The organism is Shewanella gelidimarina, from assembly GCF_023283945.1.
GTDB classification, from domain to species: Bacteria; Pseudomonadota; Gammaproteobacteria; order Enterobacterales; family Shewanellaceae; genus Shewanella; species Shewanella gelidimarina.
Genome location: NZ_JAKIKW010000031.1, coordinates 26,594 through 49,484, shown reverse-complemented (window position 1 = coordinate 49,484; position 22,891 = coordinate 26,594). Strand labels below are relative to the sequence as shown.

At 41.2% G+C, this 22,891-nt stretch carries 18 protein-coding genes and 4 tRNA genes; 11 read left to right on the top strand and 11 right to left on the bottom strand.

Annotated features, from left to right (window positions below; translation table 11 throughout):
* Positions 1 to 350: 350 nt before the first annotated feature.
* Positions 351 to 1,361, bottom strand: coding sequence for a type I glyceraldehyde-3-phosphate dehydrogenase (gap, locus tag L2729_RS19780; RefSeq protein ID WP_248989798.1), 1,011 nt, complete (start codon positions 1,359 to 1,361; stop codon positions 351 to 353).
* A gap of 216 nt (positions 1,362 to 1,577) precedes the next feature.
* Positions 1,578 to 2,414: a DUF2989 domain-containing protein gene (locus L2729_RS19775; RefSeq protein ID WP_248989797.1), complete on the bottom strand. Its 837-nt coding sequence runs from the start codon at positions 2,412 to 2,414 to the stop codon at positions 1,578 to 1,580.
* A gap of 220 nt (positions 2,415 to 2,634) precedes the next feature.
* Between L2729_RS19775 and L2729_RS19770 the strand changes: the two genes are divergently transcribed.
* The 4 genes from L2729_RS19770 to L2729_RS19755 all read left to right on the top strand — a co-directional run bounded on the left by L2729_RS19770 (position 2,635) and on the right by L2729_RS19755 (position 4,847).
* Positions 2,635 to 4,068 (top strand): glyceraldehyde-3-phosphate dehydrogenase, encoded by a 1,434-nt coding sequence (locus tag L2729_RS19770; RefSeq protein ID WP_101090198.1) that lies wholly within the window; start codon positions 2,635 to 2,637, stop codon positions 4,066 to 4,068.
* A 451-nt stretch (positions 4,069 to 4,519) separates the two neighbouring features.
* A tRNA-Gly gene (locus L2729_RS19765) sits at positions 4,520 to 4,595 on the top strand.
* Between the two features lie 10 nt (positions 4,596 to 4,605).
* A tRNA-Cys gene (locus tag L2729_RS19760) sits at positions 4,606 to 4,679 on the top strand.
* Between the two features lie 82 nt (positions 4,680 to 4,761).
* A tRNA-Leu gene (locus L2729_RS19755) sits at positions 4,762 to 4,847 on the top strand.
* A gap of 348 nt (positions 4,848 to 5,195) precedes the next feature.
* On the opposite strand, the gene L2729_RS19750 is transcribed toward L2729_RS19755, so the two are convergent.
* The 6 genes from L2729_RS19750 to punR form a co-directional block, all read right to left on the bottom strand.
* Positions 5,196 to 5,525 (bottom strand): TusE/DsrC/DsvC family sulfur relay protein, encoded by a 330-nt coding sequence (locus L2729_RS19750; protein ID WP_248989796.1) that lies wholly within the window; start codon positions 5,523 to 5,525, stop codon positions 5,196 to 5,198.
* 3 nt (positions 5,526 to 5,528) lie between these two features.
* On the bottom strand, positions 5,529 to 5,810 hold the full coding sequence (gene tusB, locus L2729_RS19745) for a sulfurtransferase complex subunit TusB (protein ID WP_248989795.1): 282 nt from the start codon (positions 5,808 to 5,810) through the stop codon (positions 5,529 to 5,531).
* Positions 5,810 to 6,166, bottom strand: a complete 357-nt coding sequence (gene tusC / locus L2729_RS19740; RefSeq protein ID WP_248989794.1) for a sulfurtransferase complex subunit TusC — start codon at positions 6,164 to 6,166, stop codon at positions 5,810 to 5,812. The genes tusB and tusC overlap by 1 nt, the downstream gene beginning before the upstream one ends.
* Positions 6,167 to 6,175: 9 nt before the next feature.
* Positions 6,176 to 6,565 (bottom strand): sulfurtransferase complex subunit TusD, encoded by a 390-nt coding sequence (gene tusD, locus L2729_RS19735; protein WP_248989793.1) that lies wholly within the window; start codon positions 6,563 to 6,565, stop codon positions 6,176 to 6,178.
* Positions 6,566 to 6,622: 57 nt separating this feature from the next.
* Positions 6,623 to 7,276: a Bax inhibitor-1/YccA family protein gene (locus L2729_RS19730; RefSeq protein ID WP_101090264.1), complete on the bottom strand. Its 654-nt coding sequence runs from the start codon at positions 7,274 to 7,276 to the stop codon at positions 6,623 to 6,625.
* A 203-nt stretch (positions 7,277 to 7,479) separates the two neighbouring features.
* Positions 7,480 to 8,382 (bottom strand): DNA-binding transcriptional activator PunR, encoded by a 903-nt coding sequence (gene punR / locus L2729_RS19725; RefSeq protein WP_248989792.1) that lies wholly within the window; start codon positions 8,380 to 8,382, stop codon positions 7,480 to 7,482.
* Between the two features lie 117 nt (positions 8,383 to 8,499).
* Between punR and punC the strand changes: the two genes are divergently transcribed.
* The 6 genes from punC (at position 8,500) to L2729_RS19695 (ending at position 16,187) form a co-directional block, all read left to right on the top strand.
* Entirely contained in the window at positions 8,500 to 9,744 is a 1,245-nt protein-coding gene (punC, locus tag L2729_RS19720; protein ID WP_248989791.1) for a purine nucleoside transporter PunC, read from the top strand.
* An 89-nt stretch (positions 9,745 to 9,833) separates the two neighbouring features.
* A tRNA-Ser gene (locus L2729_RS19715) sits at positions 9,834 to 9,924 on the top strand.
* 503 nt (positions 9,925 to 10,427) lie between these two features.
* A complete protein-coding gene (locus tag L2729_RS19710) occupies positions 10,428 to 11,828 on the top strand; it encodes an aldehyde dehydrogenase family protein (protein ID WP_248989790.1) in 1,401 nt (466 codons plus the stop codon).
* A gap of 48 nt (positions 11,829 to 11,876) precedes the next feature.
* Complete coding sequence (locus tag L2729_RS19705) at positions 11,877 to 13,106, top strand: iron-containing alcohol dehydrogenase (protein ID WP_248989789.1); 1,230 nt, start codon at positions 11,877 to 11,879, stop codon at positions 13,104 to 13,106.
* An 82-nt stretch (positions 13,107 to 13,188) separates the two neighbouring features.
* Positions 13,189 to 13,743: a TetR/AcrR family transcriptional regulator gene (locus L2729_RS19700; RefSeq protein ID WP_248989788.1), complete on the top strand. Its 555-nt coding sequence runs from the start codon at positions 13,189 to 13,191 to the stop codon at positions 13,741 to 13,743.
* A 479-nt stretch (positions 13,744 to 14,222) separates the two neighbouring features.
* Positions 14,223 to 16,187, top strand: coding sequence for an NHL repeat-containing protein (locus L2729_RS19695; protein WP_248989787.1), 1,965 nt, complete (start codon positions 14,223 to 14,225; stop codon positions 16,185 to 16,187).
* A 193-nt stretch (positions 16,188 to 16,380) separates the two neighbouring features.
* Here the strand turns inward: L2729_RS19695 and L2729_RS19690 are convergent, their stop codons facing one another.
* The 3 genes from L2729_RS19690 to L2729_RS19680 form a co-directional block, all read right to left on the bottom strand.
* A complete protein-coding gene (locus L2729_RS19690; protein WP_248989786.1) occupies positions 16,381 to 19,584 on the bottom strand; it encodes an efflux RND transporter permease subunit in 3,204 nt (1,067 codons plus the stop codon).
* Between the two features lie 2 nt (positions 19,585 to 19,586).
* The gene (locus L2729_RS19685; protein ID WP_248989785.1) at positions 19,587 to 20,777 is read right to left on the bottom strand and encodes an efflux RND transporter periplasmic adaptor subunit; all 1,191 of its coding nucleotides are present in this window, start codon (positions 20,775 to 20,777) and stop codon (positions 19,587 to 19,589) included.
* A 530-nt stretch (positions 20,778 to 21,307) separates the two neighbouring features.
* On the bottom strand, positions 21,308 to 21,643 hold the full coding sequence (locus L2729_RS19680) for a PBPRA1643 family SWIM/SEC-C metal-binding motif protein (RefSeq protein WP_101090190.1): 336 nt from the start codon (positions 21,641 to 21,643) through the stop codon (positions 21,308 to 21,310).
* Positions 21,644 to 21,970: 327 nt separating this feature from the next.
* On the opposite strand from L2729_RS19680, the gene L2729_RS19675 reads away from it, so the two are divergent.
* Positions 21,971 to 22,891 carry a manganese-dependent inorganic pyrophosphatase gene (locus L2729_RS19675; protein WP_248989784.1) on the top strand — a complete coding sequence of 307 codons (921 nt, stop codon included), beginning with the start codon at positions 21,971 to 21,973 and terminating at the stop codon, positions 22,889 to 22,891.

The window sequence follows — 22,891 nt, the reverse complement described above, 5'->3', positions numbered from 1 at the left end:
ATTCGGGGGTAAAATTACGTTTTATACGTTTAGTCATACGATCACCTAAATAATAACGAGGCCATAATATCAACCTCTAACTAGATGGCCAAATTAACTATGCCACTTCAAGCTTAACCTTAATGTTGTTTAATATAGAGATATTAAAAGGATTAACGAGAATGTTGTCCATGATAGTGGCGAGCAAACAATATAGGGAATATGACGAGCGGTTAAAAAGTGGTGCTAAAAGACTGTTTTTAGGACGGATAAATGCAGAGGCGATCTGTGTCTAGTGAATGTAGGCGCAATCTATAGCTAAAAGAAAGCCCAACATTTAGCTGGGCTTTTCACTCAAGAAATCTGAGGTTTTACTTAGCTGACATTAACGCAACAGCGTTATCCAACATGCGGTTACTGAAACCCCATTCGTTGTCATACCAAGACATCACTTTGACTAAACGACCATTAACACGGGTCTGAGTCGCATCAAAGTTAGATGAGAACGGGTTGTGGTTAAAATCAATAGAAACCAAAGGTTCATGATTAACCGCTAACACTTCACTCAACGGCGCGATAGAAGCCGCTTTTTCAATGATAGCGTTAACTTCTTCAACCGTTGTGTCACGAGCCGCAACAAACGACAGGTCGACAAGAGAAACGTTAATTGTTGGAACACGAACGGCTAGACCATCAAACTTACCAGCAAGTTCAGGGACAACAAGACCTACTGCAGCAGCGGCACCAGTACGTGTTGGGATCATATTAAGCGCGGCAGCACGAGCACGACGCGGGTCAGTATGATATACATCAGATAAACGCTGATCATTGGTATAAGAATGGATGGTCGTCATAAGACCAGATTCTATGCCAATTTCATCGTTCAACGGCTTAGCAAAGGGTGCTAAACAGTTAGTGGTACAAGATGCACTTGAAATAACCGTCATGTCGCTTGTAATGATGTCGTTGTTCACACCGTAAACGATAGTTGCATCAACGTTTTTACCTGGAGCAGAAATAATAACTTTCTTAGCACCGGCCGTTAAATGTGGTTGGACTGATTCTTTAGAAGTGAATATACCTGTACATTCAAAAACAACATCAATCTCTAGCTCTTTCCAAGGAAGTTTTGAAGGATCACGTTCCTGGAACGTTAGAATTTTATCTTCATTAACAAAAATAGCTTCATCAGTATGTTCTACCTTCGCATCGAAACGACCATGAACAGAATCGTATTTAGTTAAGTGAGCATTGATTGAAGCATCACCAAGATCGTTTAGAGCAACAATCTTGATTGGGTGGTTCTTTTCGCTTTCATATAAAGCGCGTAGAACATTGCGGCCGATACGGCCATAGCCGTTAATTGCAACTCGGATAGTCATCTCATATCCCTCAAGGAAAAGTATAAATAGAATCTGGTTGTAAAATTACCAAACTGACAGCTACCGTCAAGTAATATCGGCCAAATAGGCCGAATTCTCTTAACAAAGTTGGTAATTTTTTTACATGGATCGCGTATTGAGCTATTTTTCTACTAAATATTGAAAAAAACTGTAAGTTGGCAAACATATTGCCGAATACAAATTACATGATGCTTTTTACTCAGTTTCTTGGTTTAAGTCCTGTTCCAATACGATTCTTAGCTTACTTTCTGCATACTTTCCAGATTTTAGTACATCTGCCAAATCTTTAGCTTCTTTATCTAATTTATCTTGCAACAATCTATTACCTTGGAGCATGGCTAACATCTCTTTTTCGGCAAAATTAGCTTGGGTAATAATGATATTGGTTTTTGACAGTAAGTAATGCATTTCTGGGCGCTGTTCTTGCTGGTAAATGGTCGCTAAGGCGAGCAACCAGTCAGGATCGAATGTGTCTTTATCACTTCCATCTAATGCTTGAGCATATAAACGTTTCGATTTTAGCGGATTTTCTCTTAAAAAATGTGCCGCAAGTTGGGCTTTTAATCTGATATCTTTAATAAGGCCGTTTCTTTCTGCTGCAAATAACACCTTGCCAGACTCGACATCATTAAATCGTGACCAATGATAATAGGCTAAATGGGGATCTTGACTATGTCTGGTGGTTTCTTGAAGTTGCATTAATGTTTGGGAGCTAAGGCCAAATGCTCGAGCACGATCATTAGAACGTTCAGGATGCAGTATATGTTGTACTCCTGCGGCTAGCTCAATGCACTTGTTATAATCTTCAAGGTACAATAACTGGTCAAATAATTGCTCACCTCTGGGCTCTTTAGTCTGCTTTAACTTGTAACGGCCACGAATAAGGTCACCTTTTTCGAATCGACACCAACTATCTTTATGCAAATCCGAACAAAGTTCAGGATTTTTGTTACATATAGCCTCTGTATTTGAGCTAGGTTCACAGCCAAACAGCCCAAAAAAAGCAATAAATACTAAAAATGATGTAAACATTACAAAGTTTCTACTCAAAAGGGGCTCCAAGCGTATTTTTTTCTAATAAAATTACATTGTTATATAAAATATCTAACTAGCCTGAAAGGCGACTTTTCATTACAATAGCGCCGACCAAACGGGGAAAGATAGCCTACATAACCTAGATTATTGGTCTTTTCTTTTTGTTACTCAAACATTTCTGATAAAAAATCAGAAAAGTGAGATAAAGGATCTGTTAATGAGCGCTGATAAACACCTACAAAGCTGGCAAGAACGTTTCGAAATGGCTGAGGCTATGCAGCCTCTACTTGGTAAGTTATATCGTAACCAAGGTGTAGAAGTTGTCGTCTACGGTAAACCCTTACTAAATGCCTCTACCATTGAAATCATTAAATCACATCGCCTAGTACGTCGCCATGTTGGTGACAAACTAAGACTACGTGAAAGCTTTCCATTTATCGAAGCTTTAAGCAAATTAGCGGTAAAACAGTGCAAAGTAGATATTGGTAAGCTTGCTGTTAACTACTGGCGCGAATATAAAGATGCTAGCCAAATCGAAGCTTACATGAGCAGTGAACTGGCAGCAGCAATCACACAAGAAGATACAGAAGCGAGAGATGTTGTACTTTACGGTTTTGGCCGTATTGGACGCCTATTGGCTCGCCTGCTAATTGAAAGAACAGGTGTAAGCAACAAGCTTAGACTTCGTGCCATTGTACTTCGTGGTGGCCGTAAGGGCGACTTAGAGAAACGCGCAAGTTTACTGCGTCGTGATTCAGTTCATGGACCCTTTAATGGTTCAGTTGAAGTTGATGAAGAGAACAATGCCATTATTGCAAACGGTACTTATATTCAAATTATCTATGCAAACTCTCCAGATGAAGTGGACTATACAGAGCATGGGATCACTAATGCGCTGGTAGTTGATAACACGGGTATTTGGAAGGATGAAGCGGGTCTTGGCTTACACCTTAAATCAAAAGGTGCTAGCAAAGTGTTGTTGACCGCGCCTGCTAAAGGTGCGATTAAGAATATCGTTTACGGTGTAAACGAATCAGACATTCTTGAAGAAGACACCATTGTATCAGCCGCAAGCTGTACCACAAATGCGATAACACCTGTGCTTAAGGCTGTTAACGATAAATACGGTATTGTAAACGGTCACGTAGAGACTATTCATTCTTATACCAATGACCAAAATCTGATTGATAATTATCACTCAGCTGACCGTCGTGGCCGCAGTGCTCCGCTAAATATGGTGATCACTGAAACCGGTGCTGCTCAAGCGGTTTCTAAAGCGCTACCGGTTCTTGAAGGTAAGCTAACGGGTAATGCTATTCGTGTTCCAACGCCTAACGTTTCAATGGCAATTATTAACTTGAACCTAAATGGTGAAACTAATAAGCATGAAATAAATGAATATCTGAAAGATATGGCACTACAGTCTGATCTGCAGAACCAAATCGATTTCACCGATTCTACAGAGATAGTATCAAGTGATTTAGTCGGTTCTCGATATGCAGGTGTTATTGATTCTCAAGCAACGATTGCAGATGGCAAGCGTGCGATTCTGTATGTATGGTATGACAATGAGTTTGGCTATAGCTGCCAGGTCGTTGGTGTTATGCAAAAGATGTTAGGCCTTAACTATCAATCATTGCCGCTTGGCTAAGATTGATTTGAGTTAATGCTATTAAAAATGCCTCTATTACAGAGGCGTTTTTGTTTTTAGTCTCTTACATTTATATCGGTATTGAATTTCAATTATCCAGCAGCCAATCACTCAGTAACTATTTCTAGATTAAACCCATTTGCTTGAATCATCGGCTTTTAATGAACATTGTTTTTATTGATAGCGATATAAAGGTAAAAGGGTAAAGCGAACTCTTCATTTATTCGTCTGAGTTAGCCGGGTATTGTTGAGCGGGCAGGGCGTTAAGCATTATCACTGAGCAAGTTTCGATCAATAAGAACAAAAAACGTTATCTTTGATGAATTTAACATCAAACAGTCATAAAAATGATTTTTGGAGATTGACTCTCTAGGGCAAATCGGTAGAATGCCATCCCGTAGTCAAGGGGAAGCGAACTAAGCAAGAACTAGGTTACAGATTAAATTGAAACGCGACATTAGCTCAGTTGGTAGAGCGATACCTTGCCAAGGTATAGGTCATCAGTTCGAACCTGATATGTCGCTCCAATTTAACACCGGCGCGATGGCAGAATGGCTATGCTGCGGATTGCAAATCCGCCTATCTCGGTTCGACTCCGGGTCGCGCCTCCAAAGATTAAGAGTTTGATGAGTGGTTAAGTGATTAACTACAGTGTTTCTACCGATAACACGCATCATCAAAATCAACGAGTTTGCCCGAGTGGTGGAATCGGTAGACACAAGGGATTTAAAATCCCTCGCTTAATAGGCGTGCCGGTTCAAGTCCGGCCTCGGGTACCATCATTTAAGCCTCGACATTAGTCGGGGCTTTTTTGTGTCTTTAATTTAGCAATCCTCGATAAAGACACTCGTCTTTACTGTGTGAATAAACTCGCCCATCACCAAGCTATCCGCGCTTATACACGCTTTAGATAGCGGTACGGACAGGGGAAGGGGAAAGTAACTCATGTACAACCATCAAATTACAACTCGATCCCCATTCATTTAGGTTCATGCACTACATTCATTGTTAAAGATCGTACTATCAATTGGCATTTCGCTGCCTTAGCCAAAAGCACTAGCCACAAAAAAGCCCTACTGATAGGGCTTGATGGGTCAATATTGATGATGCAATTGATTAGAACATCACTAAATGCATTTTGCTGGCTTAGGCAGTCCCGCGATTTTAGTTGCTTGTTTAGCGGGTCCAATAGGAAAAAGGGTATACAGGTATTTTGAGTTACCTTTATCGGCTCCTAGCTTTTGTCCTATCGCTTTGACTAACACGCGGATCGCTGGGCTTGTTTTAAATTCTAAATAAAAATTGCGGACAAAGTTAATGACTTCCCAATGTGCATCCGTAAGCACTATTTGTTCATCTTGAGCAATGAGCAACGCGAGTTCTGGACTCCAATCCTTGGCGACTTTTAAATAGCCTTGGTGATCTGTTTCTATCTGCTGTCCGTTATATTCAATCATCTATTACCAACTAATCACTTTCTTATGGGTTAACGTCTGTTCTACAAAGTCACTATAGTCAATGTGCTTATAAGCGCTTAAGCGGGCTTGTAAGCCACGCGCAATAACATCATCAGCGAGCAACATGAGTTTGTATGGACTCAATCGTTGTTGCCACTCTTGAGTCAGCAGGCAATTTACCGCGTTTCCTGACAGTAAAATGGTGTCAGAGGGGTCTATGTAGCGTAAGCATGTTTTTAACGCTGAGCTTTGCATTGGTGAAGACTGGATGTGATGTAAAATCATTAAAATACTAAGACCTCATCAACCTGGCTAAAGTGTGACGCTATCATGCGTGGTTCGCAGACCTCAGCCGCAAGTTTAAGATCATCTTCCACTAGCGATAACTCTTTCATCGAGTCCTTACACACCAAAATAGTATCAACATCATAAAGAGGTAGGGCGCCAAAAGTCGCAATATAATCCTTAGCACCAATGGTTTCTGGAGATTGATGATTAAGTAGGTTCAACAGGCCTTCATCAGTAAAAACAAGACTGACTTCCTGCTCAAAACTGGCACTCAACAACGCAAGATCGAGGGCTTCTCTACCTTGTGCAGTTCCATGAGGACCTTGGCGAAACACAATACACAGCTTTTTCAACGCTAACTCCTAAAAACTAATCAAGCGATCGGCAGATTCAATTCCAATCACCAGCTCACCTAAACCGCCCATTATAAATGGAGGTTCCATATTCCAATGAGATAATTGGTTTTCATTAGCGTCAGTTTGTGACAATACGCCACGGCGCAGAGCCGCTGAGACACAATTAATCAATGGCACGTTATAGCGATCACTGAGCGATAACCACGCCTTACCCAAATCAAATTCATCACTTGCTGGGCTGTTCAGATGATTAGTGTTGAGTACACCATCTTGATAGAAGAAAACTTTATCAACGACATGGCCATTCTTTAAGGCTGTTTCGGCAAAACGATAGGCATTATAACTCGATGAACTGCCGTAGGCAGGGGAGTTAACCTGGATAATAAATTTACTCATAATAAAAAAAATGGCCCTTAAGTAGGACCATTTTAACTCAATAAAAATTAATTGGTATTAGTCATCACTTCCGATACCCATTAAATGCAGTAGAGCGACGAAAAGGTTTAAGAAATCTAAATATAGTGAGATAGTCGCGCGGATGTAGTTTGTTTCGCCACCATTAATGATTCGACTGGTATCGTAAAGAATAAACCCGGTCATCAATAATGCAATACCCGCGTTAAGGGCCATAAAGACCATACCATTACCCAAGAACATGTTTACCAGCAAGCCGACAACCATGATCACCAAGCCAGCAATTAGGAAGCCGCGCATGAATGAAAAGTCTTTTTTAGTGGTAACCGCGTAACCAGACAAGGCCACAAAGATAACCGACGTTAAGCCTAGCGCTTGCATAATAAGCTGTGGGCCGTTAGCCATGCCAGCGTAATGGTTAAGGATATAACCCAGTGATGCACCCTGCATACCAGTGAACGCAAATACCCAGAAGAGACCCGCGCTAGATTCCGCTTTACGTAATGTCACGAACAGCAGTACCAAACTACCAATTGATAATCCCAAAGACATCATTGGGCTGATCGCAAGTGCCATTGCTAGACCTGCACATACTGCAGAAAAAGCTAACGTCATTGATAGCAGCATATAGGTGTTTTTAAGCAGTTTGTTCACCTCTACAGTCGTACTGCTGTAGGCGGTTTGTTGTGTCATATCTTTCATTTCTTTCTCCGAAGACAAATGCTCGAGCTGTATGTTTGAACCTTATTTAATCCGGTAGTTCCCGATAATCTCAATAAGTGTCAATTCTCTCGTTAAGTTACTGAATCATACCCTAGCTTTACGGTCGGATAAAGCTAATGGCCTGTATATCGGTATTATCAAGACGGATCACCATCGATTGACGAGCAAAATCTTTAGTCTAACCAATCTTTATGCAGTTTTTCGGTATCGCCCAAGTAATCCAATACCCACGCCATGGCAGGGGATTTATTGGCATCGTTCCACGCTAAACAGCAGGGACTTTTCTTTTTCGGACGCTCTAATTGTTTTTCAATTAACGCTCCTGTTTTTATGAAAGGATAGGCAAAATGTGCGGGCATGTAACCAATTCCTAAGCCTTCTCTGAAGCAATTAATGGCGCGGATCCAATCAGGTACCACTAATCGTCGTTGGTTCTCTAATAACCAGGTCATACGTTTAGGGATTTCTCGAGAAGTATCCTCTAAGCAAATCGAAGGGTATTGACGTAGCTCGTCATCAGTAATTGGCCGGTCAATAGTTGCTAATGGGTGATTTTTGCCGACAAGAAAACACCAGTCAATATTACCCATGTCTTTAAAATGGTAATCTCCACCCACTGGGATCGCGGTAGTTGCGCCAATGGCAATATCGCTTCGTCCCGTTGCAATCGACTCCCATACACCATTGAAGACTTCAATTCGAATAATCAACTCAACATTGTCAAATGTGCGATAGAAATCAGCAATTAAATTACTGATCTTATCAGCACGAACAATGTTATCTAACGCAATAGACAAAGTAGGTTGCCATCCATTAGCCACTCTAATAGTGTCAGAGCGCATGGTTTCCATTTCAGTGAGTATGCTGCGTGACTGTTTTACAAAATGTTCACCCGCTGGCGTTAAGCTAACACTGCGGTGATGCCTAATAAATAGGATCACCCCGAGTTCTTCTTCAATTTGCTTAACGGCGTAACTTACAGCTGAAGGGACTTTGTGAAGTTTGTTGGCGGCAGCGGTAAAGCTACCTACGCGCGCAACCATATCAATTAACCGCATAGATTGTTCTGAAATCATGGTTCACATCCTGCTGTGAGTTTTTTTGAAGGCTAATATGAAAAATAAACGTTTCACAGCCATTTAGCAAGTGTTTACACTGCCCGACTTAATTAATCCAAATTCAATTTTTTACTTATGAAATCTCTAATGAACGTTAAATACTATATATTTCTATCCTACCTAGCGCTGTTAAGCATGCTTGGATTCATCGCCACTGATATGTATTTGCCTGCTTTCAAAGCAATTGAAGACACAATGGCAACATCCCCCTCACAAGTGGCAATGTCATTAACATTTTTCTTGGCTGGGTTAGCATTAGGTCAACTTATATATGGTCCAATAGTTGAACGTTTTGGTAAACGAAACGCGCTTATTTTTGGCTTATCCTTATTTACATTGGCGAGTCTTTCACTTGCGACAAGCGAGTCAATGTTGGTGTTTAACCTTTCCCGATTTGCGCAAGCTATCGGTGCCTGCTCTGCCGGTGTTATTTGGCAAGCCATTGTGATTGAAAAATACGATGCTAACAAAGCACAAAATGTATTCTCAAACATTATGCCTTTAGTCGCGCTTTCACCTGCATTGGCGCCACTTTTGGGTGCCTTTATACTGCAGTATTTTGGGTGGGAAAGTATCTTCATTACATTGAGCTGTTTAGCAGTAGCCATGATTGCGTTAACATTTTTCTTTGTCCCTAGTGAAACTAAGGTCACTGAAAAACAAACCAGCCAGATTAGTTACCTTTCAATTTTAAAAAATACCAAATATTTAGGTAACGTTATTATCTTCGGTGCATGCTCAGGTGCATTTTTCTCCTACCTTACGGTGTGGCCAATGGTAATGGAACAGCATGGATTCGATGCAACAGCAATCGGCCTTAGCTTCATTCCACAAACACTAATGTTTATTTTAGGCGGTTATGCGAGTAAGACGCTTATTCGTAAATCAGGTTCTGAGGCTGCGCTTAAAGTACTTCTGAGTATATTTGGTCTCAGTGTTTTTGCCATTGTTATCGTTACTATTTTGGTTAAAGGACTTTCCATATTTCCATTGCTTGCAGCATTTTCTGTTTTAGCAGCGTGTAATGGTGCTATCTATCCGATAGTGGTAAATGGTGCGTTACAGGAATTTTCGAAAAATGCCGCTAAAGCTGCAGGACTTCAAAATTTCATACAAATTAGCTTATCATTCGGCGCTTCAAGCTTAGTGGCTATTTGGGCGAGTAAAGGCGAAACGGCAATAGGCTGGGGCATCATGCTCAGTTCATTTATTGTCTTTGTTGGCTTTAAACTGCGTAACTATAAGTCATGGGAAGAGGCTAATAAAAACTTTGTTTTCCCTGATCCGGCTAGAGTTGGCGTAGATAGAGACGAAAAGTAGTCAATTTGCAGTGTAATTGACCAAGTACATCAAAATCTACAATTAAGCCTTTACAAGATTAATCGAGCGCTATATTATTCGCGGCGTTCGGAGAGATGGCAGAGTGGTCGAATGCACCGGTCTTGAAAACCGGCATAGGTTTGTAGCCTATCTAGGGTTCAAATCCCTATCTCTCCGCCACATTAGAAAAGCCCGATATCGAAAGATATCGGGCTTTTTGCTTTTTGTTTTTCAAAATGGCCAAATAGAACCCAGGGGTTCCATTGTTTAGGTCAGCTATCTCGGCACAACATCAAGAAAAATGGCTAGCAGAAATGGAGTCCTTTCTATATACGTAATAACAGAGACGAGTGTGTAGCATTATCACGTAGGGTTACGATTGCCTAAGTCTGCTATCTCAGTGTCATCCTAAGAAGAAGCCCTCTACAGCAATGTTGGGGGCTTTTTTCGTATGTAAAATAAAAGTCTTTGCATTCGAGAGACGATACTTCGGAAATGTTAACGCTTTATTCTCCTCCTATACCTCCAATTAAGTTTTTCTAACTAGTCAATAAAACTTAATTGGCTTTTAAGCCATGCTAATTATTGCTAACCGACCGCTCGGTTAGTATGCGTTTGTCGAGTTAAAGAAGAGCCATTAATCGATAAAACATAATCAGTTTAAATTTTTAGAGGTATATAAAATGAATTTCTTAAAGCAACGTTTTGATGTCATTAAACAAGCTGCTAATCAGTCACCAGCATCAACCATTAATTATAGAGTAGAAAAACTAATCGAACTAAGAGCTGAGTTAGTTTTTAACATCCCGCAACTCGTTGCAGCATTGAGCGATGATTATGGCCATCGTAGCGCGGAAGATACACTTGTCGCTGACATCGTGCCATGCCTATCACATATTGATTACACACTAGAGCATTTGGATGAATGGGCCTCTCCATCGATCCGTGATGCCGGTAAGTTGCTTGAAATGACCTCGGAAGTTGAAGTTATTTATCAACCAAAGGGAGTTGTTGGCATTATTACACCTTGGAACTTTCCAATCTTACTTTCTATAGAACCCTTGATCGCCGCGTTTTCAGCAGGCAATCGCGCAATGATTAAGTTAAGCGAGTTCACTCCACGCTTGAATACAGCCCTACAGAATGTTCTTGCTAAGGTATTTAATGAAACCGAAGTGGTTGTGGTTGAGGGCGAGGCACAGATAGGTGCAGAATTTAGCGCACTCCCTTTTGATCATCTATTTTTTACTGGTTCACCTCGAGTAGGGAAATTAGTAATGAAATCTGCTGCGGATAATTTAACACCTGTCACGTTAGAACTGGGCGGCAAGTCACCCGTTATCGTAGATAGCAAAGTGTCTATCTCTATGGCAGTAGAGCGTATTATCTGTGGAAAAAGTCTCAATAGTGGTCAAGTTTGTGTCGCGCCTGATTATGTCCTGCTTCCTGAAGGAAAAGAGCAAGAGTTCATTACCGAATATCAAGCTCAGTTTAGTGTGTTATATCCAGAAGGTATAGACAGCCCTCAGTGGACTTCAATCATTAACAGCCAGCAGTTTGAACGTCAATTTGCATTATTACATTCCGAAATTGACCAAGGTAAATGGGTTGTCTCCGCCCATTCCAATGCCATTAACAAGGCTGAACATCGAATGGTGACACATTTAGTGATAAACCCAGAATTAACATCAACGGTCATGCAAGAGGAAATATTTGGTCCTATTCTGCCGATTATTACTTATCGAGAATTGGACGATGCACTCGCTATTATATCAAGTAAGGATAAACCGTTGGCGTTGTATCTGATGTCTGAAGATCAAGAGTTACAAGAACGAATTAAGCAAACGATGCATTCCGGTGGAATGTGTATTAATGACAGCATCTTCCACATTGCAGCTGATGATGCTCCTTTCGGTGGAATAGGAGGGTCAGGTATGGGGCACTACCATGGCAAAGAGGGTTTTTTAACCTTCTCACATGCTAAAACGGTACTCAAAACCGGAAAAGTCCACAACATGAAGTCACTGTTTGTGTCTGGTGACAATGACTTGAAATCAGCTATTAAAGCACATTTTAATTTTTAATAACCTAAGGGCAAGGATGCTGGTTTTTGAATTTATTGAGGTTTTACAATGAGTATTCAACATTGCGCTTTTACATTTAAAAAATATGTCTTCATTGGTTACGCTAAATTAATGAAACCGGTTTTTAATTATCTTAGTTTTCCTACGCCTAAAGTTATTGCAAACCATCATGCGGTTTTAGACATGATGGAACAAATACAGGAAAGAGGGGTTAAGCGGCCAATTATTATTACCGATAGTGTTTTTAGTACTTTGCCTGCATTTCAATTTTTAACTGAAGCACTTGATGACGCCTCTATCAATTATGCGGTATTTGATGGCGTAGAGCCGGATCCAGACTTTGCCCTGATTGAAAAAGGAATTGAAGCGTGTAAGCAGCACCGTTTCGATGCGGTTATTGCGATTGGAGGGGGCTCCTCTATTGATGCCGCGAAGGTCATTAATACTTGTGCCTGGAATAATTACGAGCCAAGAAAAACGGTTGGTATGTTCAAAATCAAAAATCATGGGGCTTATTTCGTTGCTATCCCGACCACTGCTGGCACTGGTTCGGAAACAACTGTGGTGTCAGTGGTTACAGACGAAATAGATCACCAGAAGAAACAAGTCATTAGTATGAAAATCGTGCCTGATCTAGCGGTGTTAGATCCAAGACTTATGGTTGGATTACCGCCAGCGATTACAGCTGCTACCGGAATGGATGCATTAACTCACGCAATGGAATCTTATTTGAGTTTGTATTCAACTCCACAATTGGATGAAATGAACCTAAACACCATTCGAGACATATTGACTTATCTGCCTCAATGTTTTGGTGATGAAGCTACTTCATTAGAATGTCGTTTGAAAATGGCTCAAGCATCACATAATGCAGGAGTCACATTTACCCAAACCAGTGTAGGCTGGGTTCATGGAATCGCTCATCAGCTTGGGGCTTTATATAATATGCCACATGGCTTAGCCAACGCATTAGTACTTCCTTACGTACTAAAGTTTTATATTCCTTCCGCGACCAAACGATTAGCTGAAATGGCTGAAGCACTTAACATAACCGATGGCAGTGAGTTAGAGAAAGCCAATAAACTGGTCGGTAAGGTGATAGAGCTTTGTGAATCGCTTAATATTAGACCTAAACCTAATATGATAAAGCTTTCGGACTTATCAATAATGAGCAAAAATATCATTAACGAGGTGTACGTGAGCCCTTATCCTGTTCCGCGCTACTTTAATTCTCAGATTGAGTTAGAAGATTTTATTTATACTATCTTTAATAAATAAGATAAAATTGAGATAAAATTGAGATAAAAGAGGGAACTATCTCTCTTTTGTATTTTACTTTTTAACATCAAATGGTATTTCTATGACTCAGAAACGACAGCAGATTTTAGATGCTACTTTGGAGCTAGCCGTTGATACCGGTATTGATGCTATATCTACGCTTAATATTGCAAAAAAAGCGGGCGTAGCCAAGGCCACACTATTTCATCACTTTCAAACTAAGGCTGAGTTGATTGATGCAGTATATAAATCAATCAAGTCTGATTTTGATTTTTTTTCAGCACCAGAAAATCTAAGTTTTAGCGACCAATTTATATATATGTGGCGAAGCAACCTTGGCTGGGCAATCGAAAACCCCCATAAAATTGTCTTTTTAAATGCCTACTATACGGCGATGTCGATCCCAAATGAACGGCGCTTAGTTGCAAAAAAAGAATCCACTATAGGACTTTATAACTTGATTGTCAGCGGGCAAGAAAGCAAACAAGTCGCTAGTGAGAAAGCAGATATACTCGTTGAATTTATATATTCATTATTTATGTCTACAGCCTTATTGATCCACTCTCAACTTGAGATTACAGCTGAGGAATATATAGAAGATAGTCTGAGTGTCATACTACGGGTTGTTAAGCCATAGACTCTAGCTTTAGACTTATAAGCTCACTTTAAGTCATTGAAATAAAAGTGTTCCACACTGTGCGAGCATTTAAACTCAACCTTCGTTAAAATGCCCATCCAAAAATCCAGAAGAGTAAGGTAAGAGTGGTGTTATTGCAGATGCTATCAAGGATCTTAAACCTTCTCTCGTCTCGACATGCTTAATTGTGCATCTTTGACAGCCTGTCTATTTATCACTCCATGCCTTCTCTCATTCAGCTAACTCATAAAAGTCACTTTGGTCTCTTTTAAAGACCTAATTAGCTTATTTCACCAGTACATTAACACTTCATTAGGATAGATAAGTAAAACTAAATTCAGATCTTAGGTAACCTAATTGATGGTGACCGACCGAGCGGTTAGTATATATCCATCAGATGAAGAGAGGAATTATGAAGTGCTATTACCTCTCCTTATTCTCTTTTTAATAAGTCAATTAACTTACAAGTAAGGTCTATCATGAAATTAACTAAAATAGCGGCTTTGATCCCTGCAGCATTACTGTTTTCAACGAGTGTCTATGCAAATGAGCATATTTCATTCAATGTAAATGTGGAGTCGGATCACCATCAAGTGAATGACTCAAACGTTTCGCTATGGCTTGCACAAGCTGGCCAATCACCGTTGATCATTGCTGAAGGAAAAAGTGGAGCTTCTGGTGATGTTTCTTTTTCTGATGTTAACAAGGTGGCGGGGGGCATTTATTACTTCATTGCTAAGGGCGGTAAAATCGATGGAAAAAGGGTAAATGACTACCACAGCTTATCTATTCTTAACCATGAACAACAAGGAGAAGTGGTACTGAATGAAATAACCACTGTCGGTTCGCTTTGGCCAAATGCACAGCTGTTTTCTACTAAAAAAGGGTTAACGGGCTCAAAAAATGGATTACTGATAGGTTCTGAGCAAGTACAAAACTTAACGAATGTACAGACCGGAGGCTTCGGAGAAACGGTATTGAACGGGTCTAATGTCGGTGAATCTGAAACGATAGGCAGAATGAATACCTTAGCAGCATTAATTACGCTGTGTGGAGCAGAGCAAAGCCGCGGGAAATGCGATAGCTTTTTGGAGATAACATCGAGCGACAATACGTTAGAGGCACTCTCAAAAATTGCAAAGCGACCTTACGAAAATAATGATGAGTTATTTGAATTATTTGCAAAAGCGTACCCATATCCTAAAGATGATGGCCGCAGAGATACTGATTACTTACCCTATTTGAGTTATCAGCCAGAAGACTTTTCATTGATGGTTCGATTGACTGGCGGCGGGATCTATTCACCAGGGCGAATGATGTTTGATAACCAAGGTCAATTATGGAGTGGTCAAAACTGGATGCCGGGATCACAATCGGGTTTGAATACCGCTATTGGCGGTGGGGTGGTTCGTTTAGCGCCTAGTGGTAAAGCGTTATCACCTGCACTTGTTGGCTACAATGGACAAGGACTCGATGGTGTTGGTTGGGGGACCACTGTTTCTAAAGATAAAGTTTGGATCTCTACGTTTAATGCAAAAGTGGGGGTTTTTGACTTAAACGGTAAAGCATTGGGGCCTGCAACGATTAACGGCAAAAATGGTCAATTACAAGGGTTAGCGACCGCACCTAATGGTGATGTATGGGTAGCAGATAATCAATTAGATCAGATGATTCTATTCCCTGGTGGAGATTACACTAAAGGCAAAATTGTGACAGTACCTGGTTTAAAACGTCCATTTGCCGTTGCCGTCGATAATAACAATGTTGTATGGGTGACTAATAATGGCTCAATGACTGTGACTCGATTTGAAGCCGATAAACCAACTGAAGCGATTCAAATTAAAACCGGGGTTGCACCAAGGGGTTTAGCGATTGATTCAAAGGGTAATGTTTGGGTTGGCGCAAACTTAACTCCAGGTTATCCATTACCAAACATTCCTAAAGGGACAAGTATTATTGATGAATTCCATATCTCTATAGATAACCTTTTTGCAAATCAAGCAAAGATCCCTAAAACGGGTAATTTAACAATGATTTCACCGGCCGGTAAAGTTTTAAAGTCTAACCTGTTGGATAAACAAGTTTACGCAGCTTGGGGCGTGAGTATTGATGGTGGCGACAATGTATTTGTGGGTGACTTTTTAGGGACTGGATTCATTCAAGTCTGTGGTGAGCATTCTGGGGATTGCCCTTCAGGTGTTAAGGTCGGCGAGCAAATTCACTCTTATAAAAGTGGTATTATGCAAGAAACTACTGACACTATGATCGATGATGCTGGTAATGTTTGGGTTGCAAACAATTGGAATGTTATTCCGGCGTTACTTGATAAGAATCCTGATCGTCGTACCGCGACTATGGGTGGTGGCACAGGTATGGTGGTTGTGTATGGCATTGCACAACCGGTTAAAAACCCACTTATCGGTCAAGTGCGTGCTGTAAACTAATTTAAAGACTAATTTAGTGGGTTTGAATATGATTATTCAGACCCATTTTTTTAATTAAAAAAGTAAAATATTGGCTTAACTTTGACGGTTTGAGCATCAATAGAATGGACCCAAGTATGAGTCTGTCTAGTCCTAAAAAAAAGCCTGAAGATTATCTTCAGGCTTTTTAAACAAAAACAGCTCGTATTAAGTGTTAATGTTGCTCTGCCAATGTATTTTGCAATACAGGTTCGGCATTAATAGATTCAATCGGCTCTTCCACTCTTGATTTACTGCCAATCAATCGCTTTATGTCTTCGATAGTCACGTAAAGACAAGGAATAAGCACCAAAGTAACCACTGTGGCGAACAACACACCAAAGGCGAGTGATACAGCCATTGGAATGACCATCTGCGCCTGCATGCTGGTCTCAGCCATAATGGGCACTAGGCCGATAAATGTCGTTAGTGATGTTAACATTATGGCCCTAAAGCGTCGACAACCCGCCTCTAGTACCGATTTTTTCATCGGAACCCCAGACTCTCTAGATTTGTTGATGTAATCGACCATCACCAAGGAGTCGTTCACCACGACACCTGCGGCGGCGATAATACCAAATACGGAAAGGGCACTCAGATCTAAACCTAACAACATGTGTCCTAGTACTGAGCCAATCACCCCAAAGGGTATAACAGCCATTATCATTATCGGTTGTGCGTATGATTTTAGCGGCACGGCAAGCAAGCTGTAGATCACTAGCATCGAGATGAGGAAATCTCTTAACTGAGTATCGGCACTATCAAGTTGCTCTTGGATATTGCCAGACACTTCACTTTTAACCCTTGGGTACTTAGTCAGTAATTCAGGTAAGAAGTTATCTCTAACATCTTTGGCTAACTTAAACGGTTCAGCCTGGTCTGCATCAACAGAACCCCAAACGTTGATGGTACGATTACCATTTTCACGTCGAATGCTGTTAACACCGTCGGTGACAACAATCACAGCCACTTCAGACAAGGGAATTTCAGCACCCTGTGGTGTTTTGATATTGACATCAGACACCTGAGCAATTGAATTTCGCTGCTCTTCAGGATAGCGAAGCATCACTTTTATCTCTTCACCATTACGTAAAATTCTTTGGGCTTCTAAACCATAAAAGCTGTTTCCTACTTGGCCTGCAATATCTGCCAGTGTTAACCCTAAACTATGTGCCAGTGGCTTAAGTTCGAACTGGATCTCTTTCGCACTCGATTGACGGCTATCGTTAACATCACCTACACCTTTTAAGGTGTTAAGCTTCGCTTTTAGCTCTTTAGCCGCAGCGACTAATTGAGCGTCGTCTTTACCTTCGAGTCGGAAGCTTATATCACCATCATCACGCCCACCACCAAAGAGGTTATCTTGAATGGTGAATGACTTCATACCAGGGATCTTTGGCATGTTCTGACGCCAAAGTTCGGCAACAGCAAAGGTATCCATCGGGCGAAGTTCAGGGTCAACCAACTTCGTCATTACCTGCGCTGAAGTTCGACCTCGCAACTCAACCTGCATGTCGGAGATCATTTTCTGGCCGTATTGAGCTTCAAGATCAACATCAACCTCTCGCAGCGCACGCTCAATCTGCAATGCCGCGGTTAACGTTGATTTTTCAGAAGCATCAATATTCATCTCAAAGGTAATGCGTGGAAAGTCATGAGGGATTTTTGGCTGACCAATAAATCTGACCAAACCGCCTGCATATAATCCGGCACAGATTAAAATCAAACTGATAAATATCATAATCACCGTGTAGCGATATTTAACGGCAAGTTCTAGAGAGGGACGATAATACTGACTGATCAGTATTTTCAGGCCGGTATCGACCTTTTTCTGCAGGTAATTAACAATATTACGCAGCCAATCTAATGGGTTTTTAGAACCAGGTTGGACGACTTTCGGTTGTTTCATGCGTGCCAAATGGGCTGGCAAGATGAGTTTAGATTCAACTAATGAGAATATTAAACAAAGAATAACCACAAAACCAATCGCCTTACCAAAGGCAGAAGAGGGGCCATCATCCAGTGTTATCGGTAAAAACGCCGCTATCGTGGTCAAGACTCCGAAGGTCGCAGGCATTGCAACCCGCTTAACCCCCCGAATGACATTGTCGATGTGCTGGCCTTTCTCTTCGCATTCGGCATGGGCACTTTCGCCCATCACAATGGCATCGTCGACTACAATACCGAGCACTAAGATGAAAGCAAACAAACTAATGACGTTAATTGTGACATCGATCATTGCTGTTGGCATGAAGAGTAACGTACCAAGGAAGCAAACAGGTAAGCCCATCATCACCCAAAATGCTAGTCTTACCCGTAAGAACAAAGCCAGTAGGATAAAGACTAAAATAGCGCCACTTTTCATGCTGTCTAACATCAAGTTAAGACGGCCTTCCAAGTAGTAGGTCATATCAACCCAGGGCTCTAGCGTCACGCCATTGGGCAGCTCTTTTTGCTTATCCGCAATGTAGCCTTTTACCACATCAGCAACGTCGGTTAGGCTTTGGTCATTGGCGGCACCAACAAAGAAGGTAACCGAGTTTTTACCATTAAACTTTGAATATTGAATGCCTTCTTCAAAGCCATCAATAACAGTCGCGACATCACCCAGCAATAGGGTTGTGCCATCTTGTAACGTGAGCAGCGGTAAACTTTCAAACTCATAACCGACGTAAGCCTGATTTTGTACTCGCAGATTAATATAACCATTTTCAGCGCGTATTTGCCCTGCTGACATGTTGCGCGAGTAACCCCGTACTGCCGCAGCCACATCATTAAAGCTTAAGCCAAACTCCCTTAAGCGATCTTTACTGACTTCAATGGCAATTTCATAGCCTAAGCCACCGTAAAAATCGGTGATACTGACTAAAGGAAGTTGCAGTAATTCGTCGTGTATTTTCTCACCAAGATCTTTAAGCTGACGTTGGTTTAAATCTCCATAGAGGCTGATGTACATCACTTCTTGGCGAAGTTTAATACGCTCTACTTTCGGGCGTTCCATACCATCGGGAAAGCTTGAGATAGAATCAATTTCTGATTTAACCTCTTCGAGTACCACTTGAGGATCATAAGAGTCTTCAACTCTAAAATAGCCAGATGAAACGTTGCGGTTCGAGTAGGTAATCACGCGTTTAAGACCTTGAACGCTCTCGAGCGCTTCTTCGATCTTAATCGTTATTCCTTCTTCAACTTCTTGCGGGGCTGCGCCAGGATATACAGCGTTGAATTCTAGCCAGTTTATTTCAACAGCGGGGAAAAACTGCTTGCGTATCGTGTTTGCCGTTAGCAAACCGCCTACAATAATGATGATCATTAATAAGTTTGCAGCAACACTGTTGCGGGCAAACCAAGCGATTACGCCTTTATGGGTATCTATCATGGTTATTCCTTCTCACCCATCGCTATTTGCGTTGGTTTTGGGGCGAGATCTTCACCATCAAGCACTTTATCTTTGGGAAGGGCGAGTTGCATGCCTTCTATTGGATAATCAAGCGCCGAAGTAATCACGTTCATACCCACGTCGAGTCCATCAGTGATAATCACCTTAGAACCCATTTGACGCACAATAGTCACATCTTTGTACCTAAGTACGCCCTTATCATCTATAACAGCCACTTGGTTATTAATGACTAAGTGACGGGCGACTTCAGTGACTTGTCCCGCGTGCAATCCTTCGATGGTAGCAGTCACATAGGTGCCATAGCGCAGTTCGTTCATCTTGCTCTTCAGTCCATAAGGATCTGAAACCTCTGCAACCAGGTATGTCATACGGCTGCGACTATCAATAACGCCTTCACTGCGGACGATAGTGGCTTTCCATTCCTGAGGCTTGCCGGCGAAATCACCTTTTAAGATAACTTCTGCGTTCTTACCTTTATTGTTTAAAAATTGAATCTCTTTATCGGCAATTGGCAGACGTATTTCGGCATCCGCAGTGCTTAACACTTTCCCTAGTTGGGTGCCCATACTGACATAAGAGCCCAGTCCAATTTTGCGTGATTCAATTAGAGAGTCATAAGGCGCTTTAATGATAGTGCGTTCAACATTACGTTTTGCCCGTTTAAGGCCTGCTTCAGAAGAGTTTAGTTTGGCTATTTCCTGTGCAAGTTGTGGCTTACGCAAACTCAGCTCAGTAGGCACTCCGTCTTTGATACGTTTCCATTCCGCTTCGGCAACCTTACCAAAAGCTTTCTCTTGCACCAACGTCGCTCGTGCCGATGCCATGCTAGCTTGTGCATCAATGAGTGCAGCGTCATAATCGCTTGGATCAATCTTAGCTAGTATGTCGCCTTTTTTGACGAAACCACCGCGGACAAACTTGTCTGACAAATAAACAATTTCACCATTTACTTGCGAAACCAATTCAGTTTCATATTTTGCTGCAACAACACCGTAAGAATTGACTGAAAAGTCCATCGGCTTGATTTCAACAGCTTGCACCGACACTAAAGGGGTCGTATCAATCTCCGGTTTCTCTTCAGGGGGCTTTTTCAATGCCGACATTCCAATAAATCCAGCGACACCTAATGCAATCACTACCACGGGTAGAATTATCTGTTTTTTCGTAGCCACAAACACGTCCTCTTGTTGAAGCAGTTCCAACACACACTGCAATTGAACCTTGATCCTTATGCTTGTACGGCCAAGGTCAGTGCAATCTAATAATTATTTTGAGCATATGTTAATGGATATAAAGAAATGTAACAGTGTGATTGTGTAAACGTGTGTTTCGAGAGGGCACTGTATTGTTCTATTTTGGGGTGTCTTTTAAACTGAGATGGAGAGTATGGAGCTAAATTAAGCAATGCTTTCAATGGTATGACGTTTTCGCAATATAAGGTAAGTGCCTAGCTTTAGTTTGACGTGGTCTGTTTTTGCTATATTTAGTGATATTCTAAATGGTTAAAAATGTAACAAATTCAATCTTAGTATTGCCTGGAAATGGTTAACGCGGGAGGGATAAGTAAAAGATGTTTCAACTGTACAAACAAATATCCGCTCGGCGAAGGACATTGCATCCTTCACCAAAAACATCTTTTACAAAAATAGAAATAGCGTACAACAATAAAAAATGCTTTCACTAAACCGGTGAGTTTATGGGATTAACCACAGCACTTTTTAAACTTGTTGCCACTACCACACGGGCAAGGCTCATTTCGATTAGGTTGTTTTTCAACGCGTGTCGTTTCAGGTCGATTAAGAATACCCATTAAATCGATAACGTTTTCTTCAATAGTCGCGTCAATGGTCACGTTACCAAGAAGCTGGTTATCAGACAGTAAGAGGTTTACCTCTTTAAGGCGCTCTTCACTTTGAACCGTTAAAACAAGAGGGTTTACGTCGGTACCAAGCTTGGCTACACGTTTAGTATTGAATCCGTAACTTTCATGTTTCGGTTTTGGGTTTTTGCGACCTTTAAAAAAAAATTTGTCTGACATCGTTACCAAGCTCTAGTGTAAAAAGTGTAATAGGACGCATGCTTATACAGGAAAATGGCACATTTTGATATATTTGGGGCTCAACTCTATCGTAATTTGGTATATAAAGACCCTTTTTGGGTATTACATCGCAATTAGCAAATAAGTTTGGCTCTGTGAGGCGTGATGACGATTAGGCGTTAGACTTCCTATACTCAGCGCTCGGCAGTAAAGAGTGACTTAAAAAGGAGTATATTGGTGTATGGACAGCGTATTCGACCTTTTTGCTAATTCCGCATTGCCAAAAAGTTTGTTAAAATCGCTGAAAATTAAAGGAGAGCGTTATTTATGCCAGTTTATGTCGTGGGCCACAAAATCCCAGATTCAGATTCAATTTGTGGTGCAATTGCACTTGCACATCTAAGAAACCAAATTGGAGAAGCTTCTATTGCTTCTCGTTTAGGTGACATATCACCTGAAACTGCGTTTATTTTAGAAAAGTTTGGTTTTGACGCACCAGAACTCAAGATGAGCTATGCTGGCGAGGAAGTGTACATTGTCGATCACTCTGAGCTTACTCAAGCGCCGGATGATATCGCTGAAGCGACAATTGTCGGTATTGTTGACCACCATAAATTGGGTGATCTAACAACTTCTACACCGCTCGAATGTTGGATCCGTCCGGTAGGCTGTAGCAACACTATTATTAAAATGATGTATGACTTTTATAATGTCGAGATCCCTAAAGGGATTGCTGGCATTATGATGTGTGCCATCCTAAGTGATACCGTCATCTTTAAATCACCAACCTGTACTACCGCTGATATTAAGTGTGTTGAAGCACTTGCTGAAATCGCTGGTATTGAAGACTTTAAAGAACTTGGCATGGATATGTTTAAAGTGAAATCTGCAGTGCAGGGCACACCAGCACGTGATCTCGTACTACGTGATTTTAAAGACTTCAATATGAACGGTAATTTAGTCGGCATTGGCCAGCTAGAAGTGATTGATTTGTCGGTATTTGATGATATTAAAGCCGGTTTAGCCGCTGATATCGCATTATTAAAAGCTGAAGGCAAACGTCACAGCGTTTTGTTGCTACTCACTGATATCATGAAAGAAGGTTCAGAAATGCTTATCGTTAGTGACGATTTAAGTATTATCGAATCTGCTTTTGATAAGCAATCAATTGATGCTAAGTTTTGGCTTGACGGTGTGCTGAGTCGTAAGAAGCAAGTTGTTCCGCCGTTGCAAGCAGCTTTCGCTTAA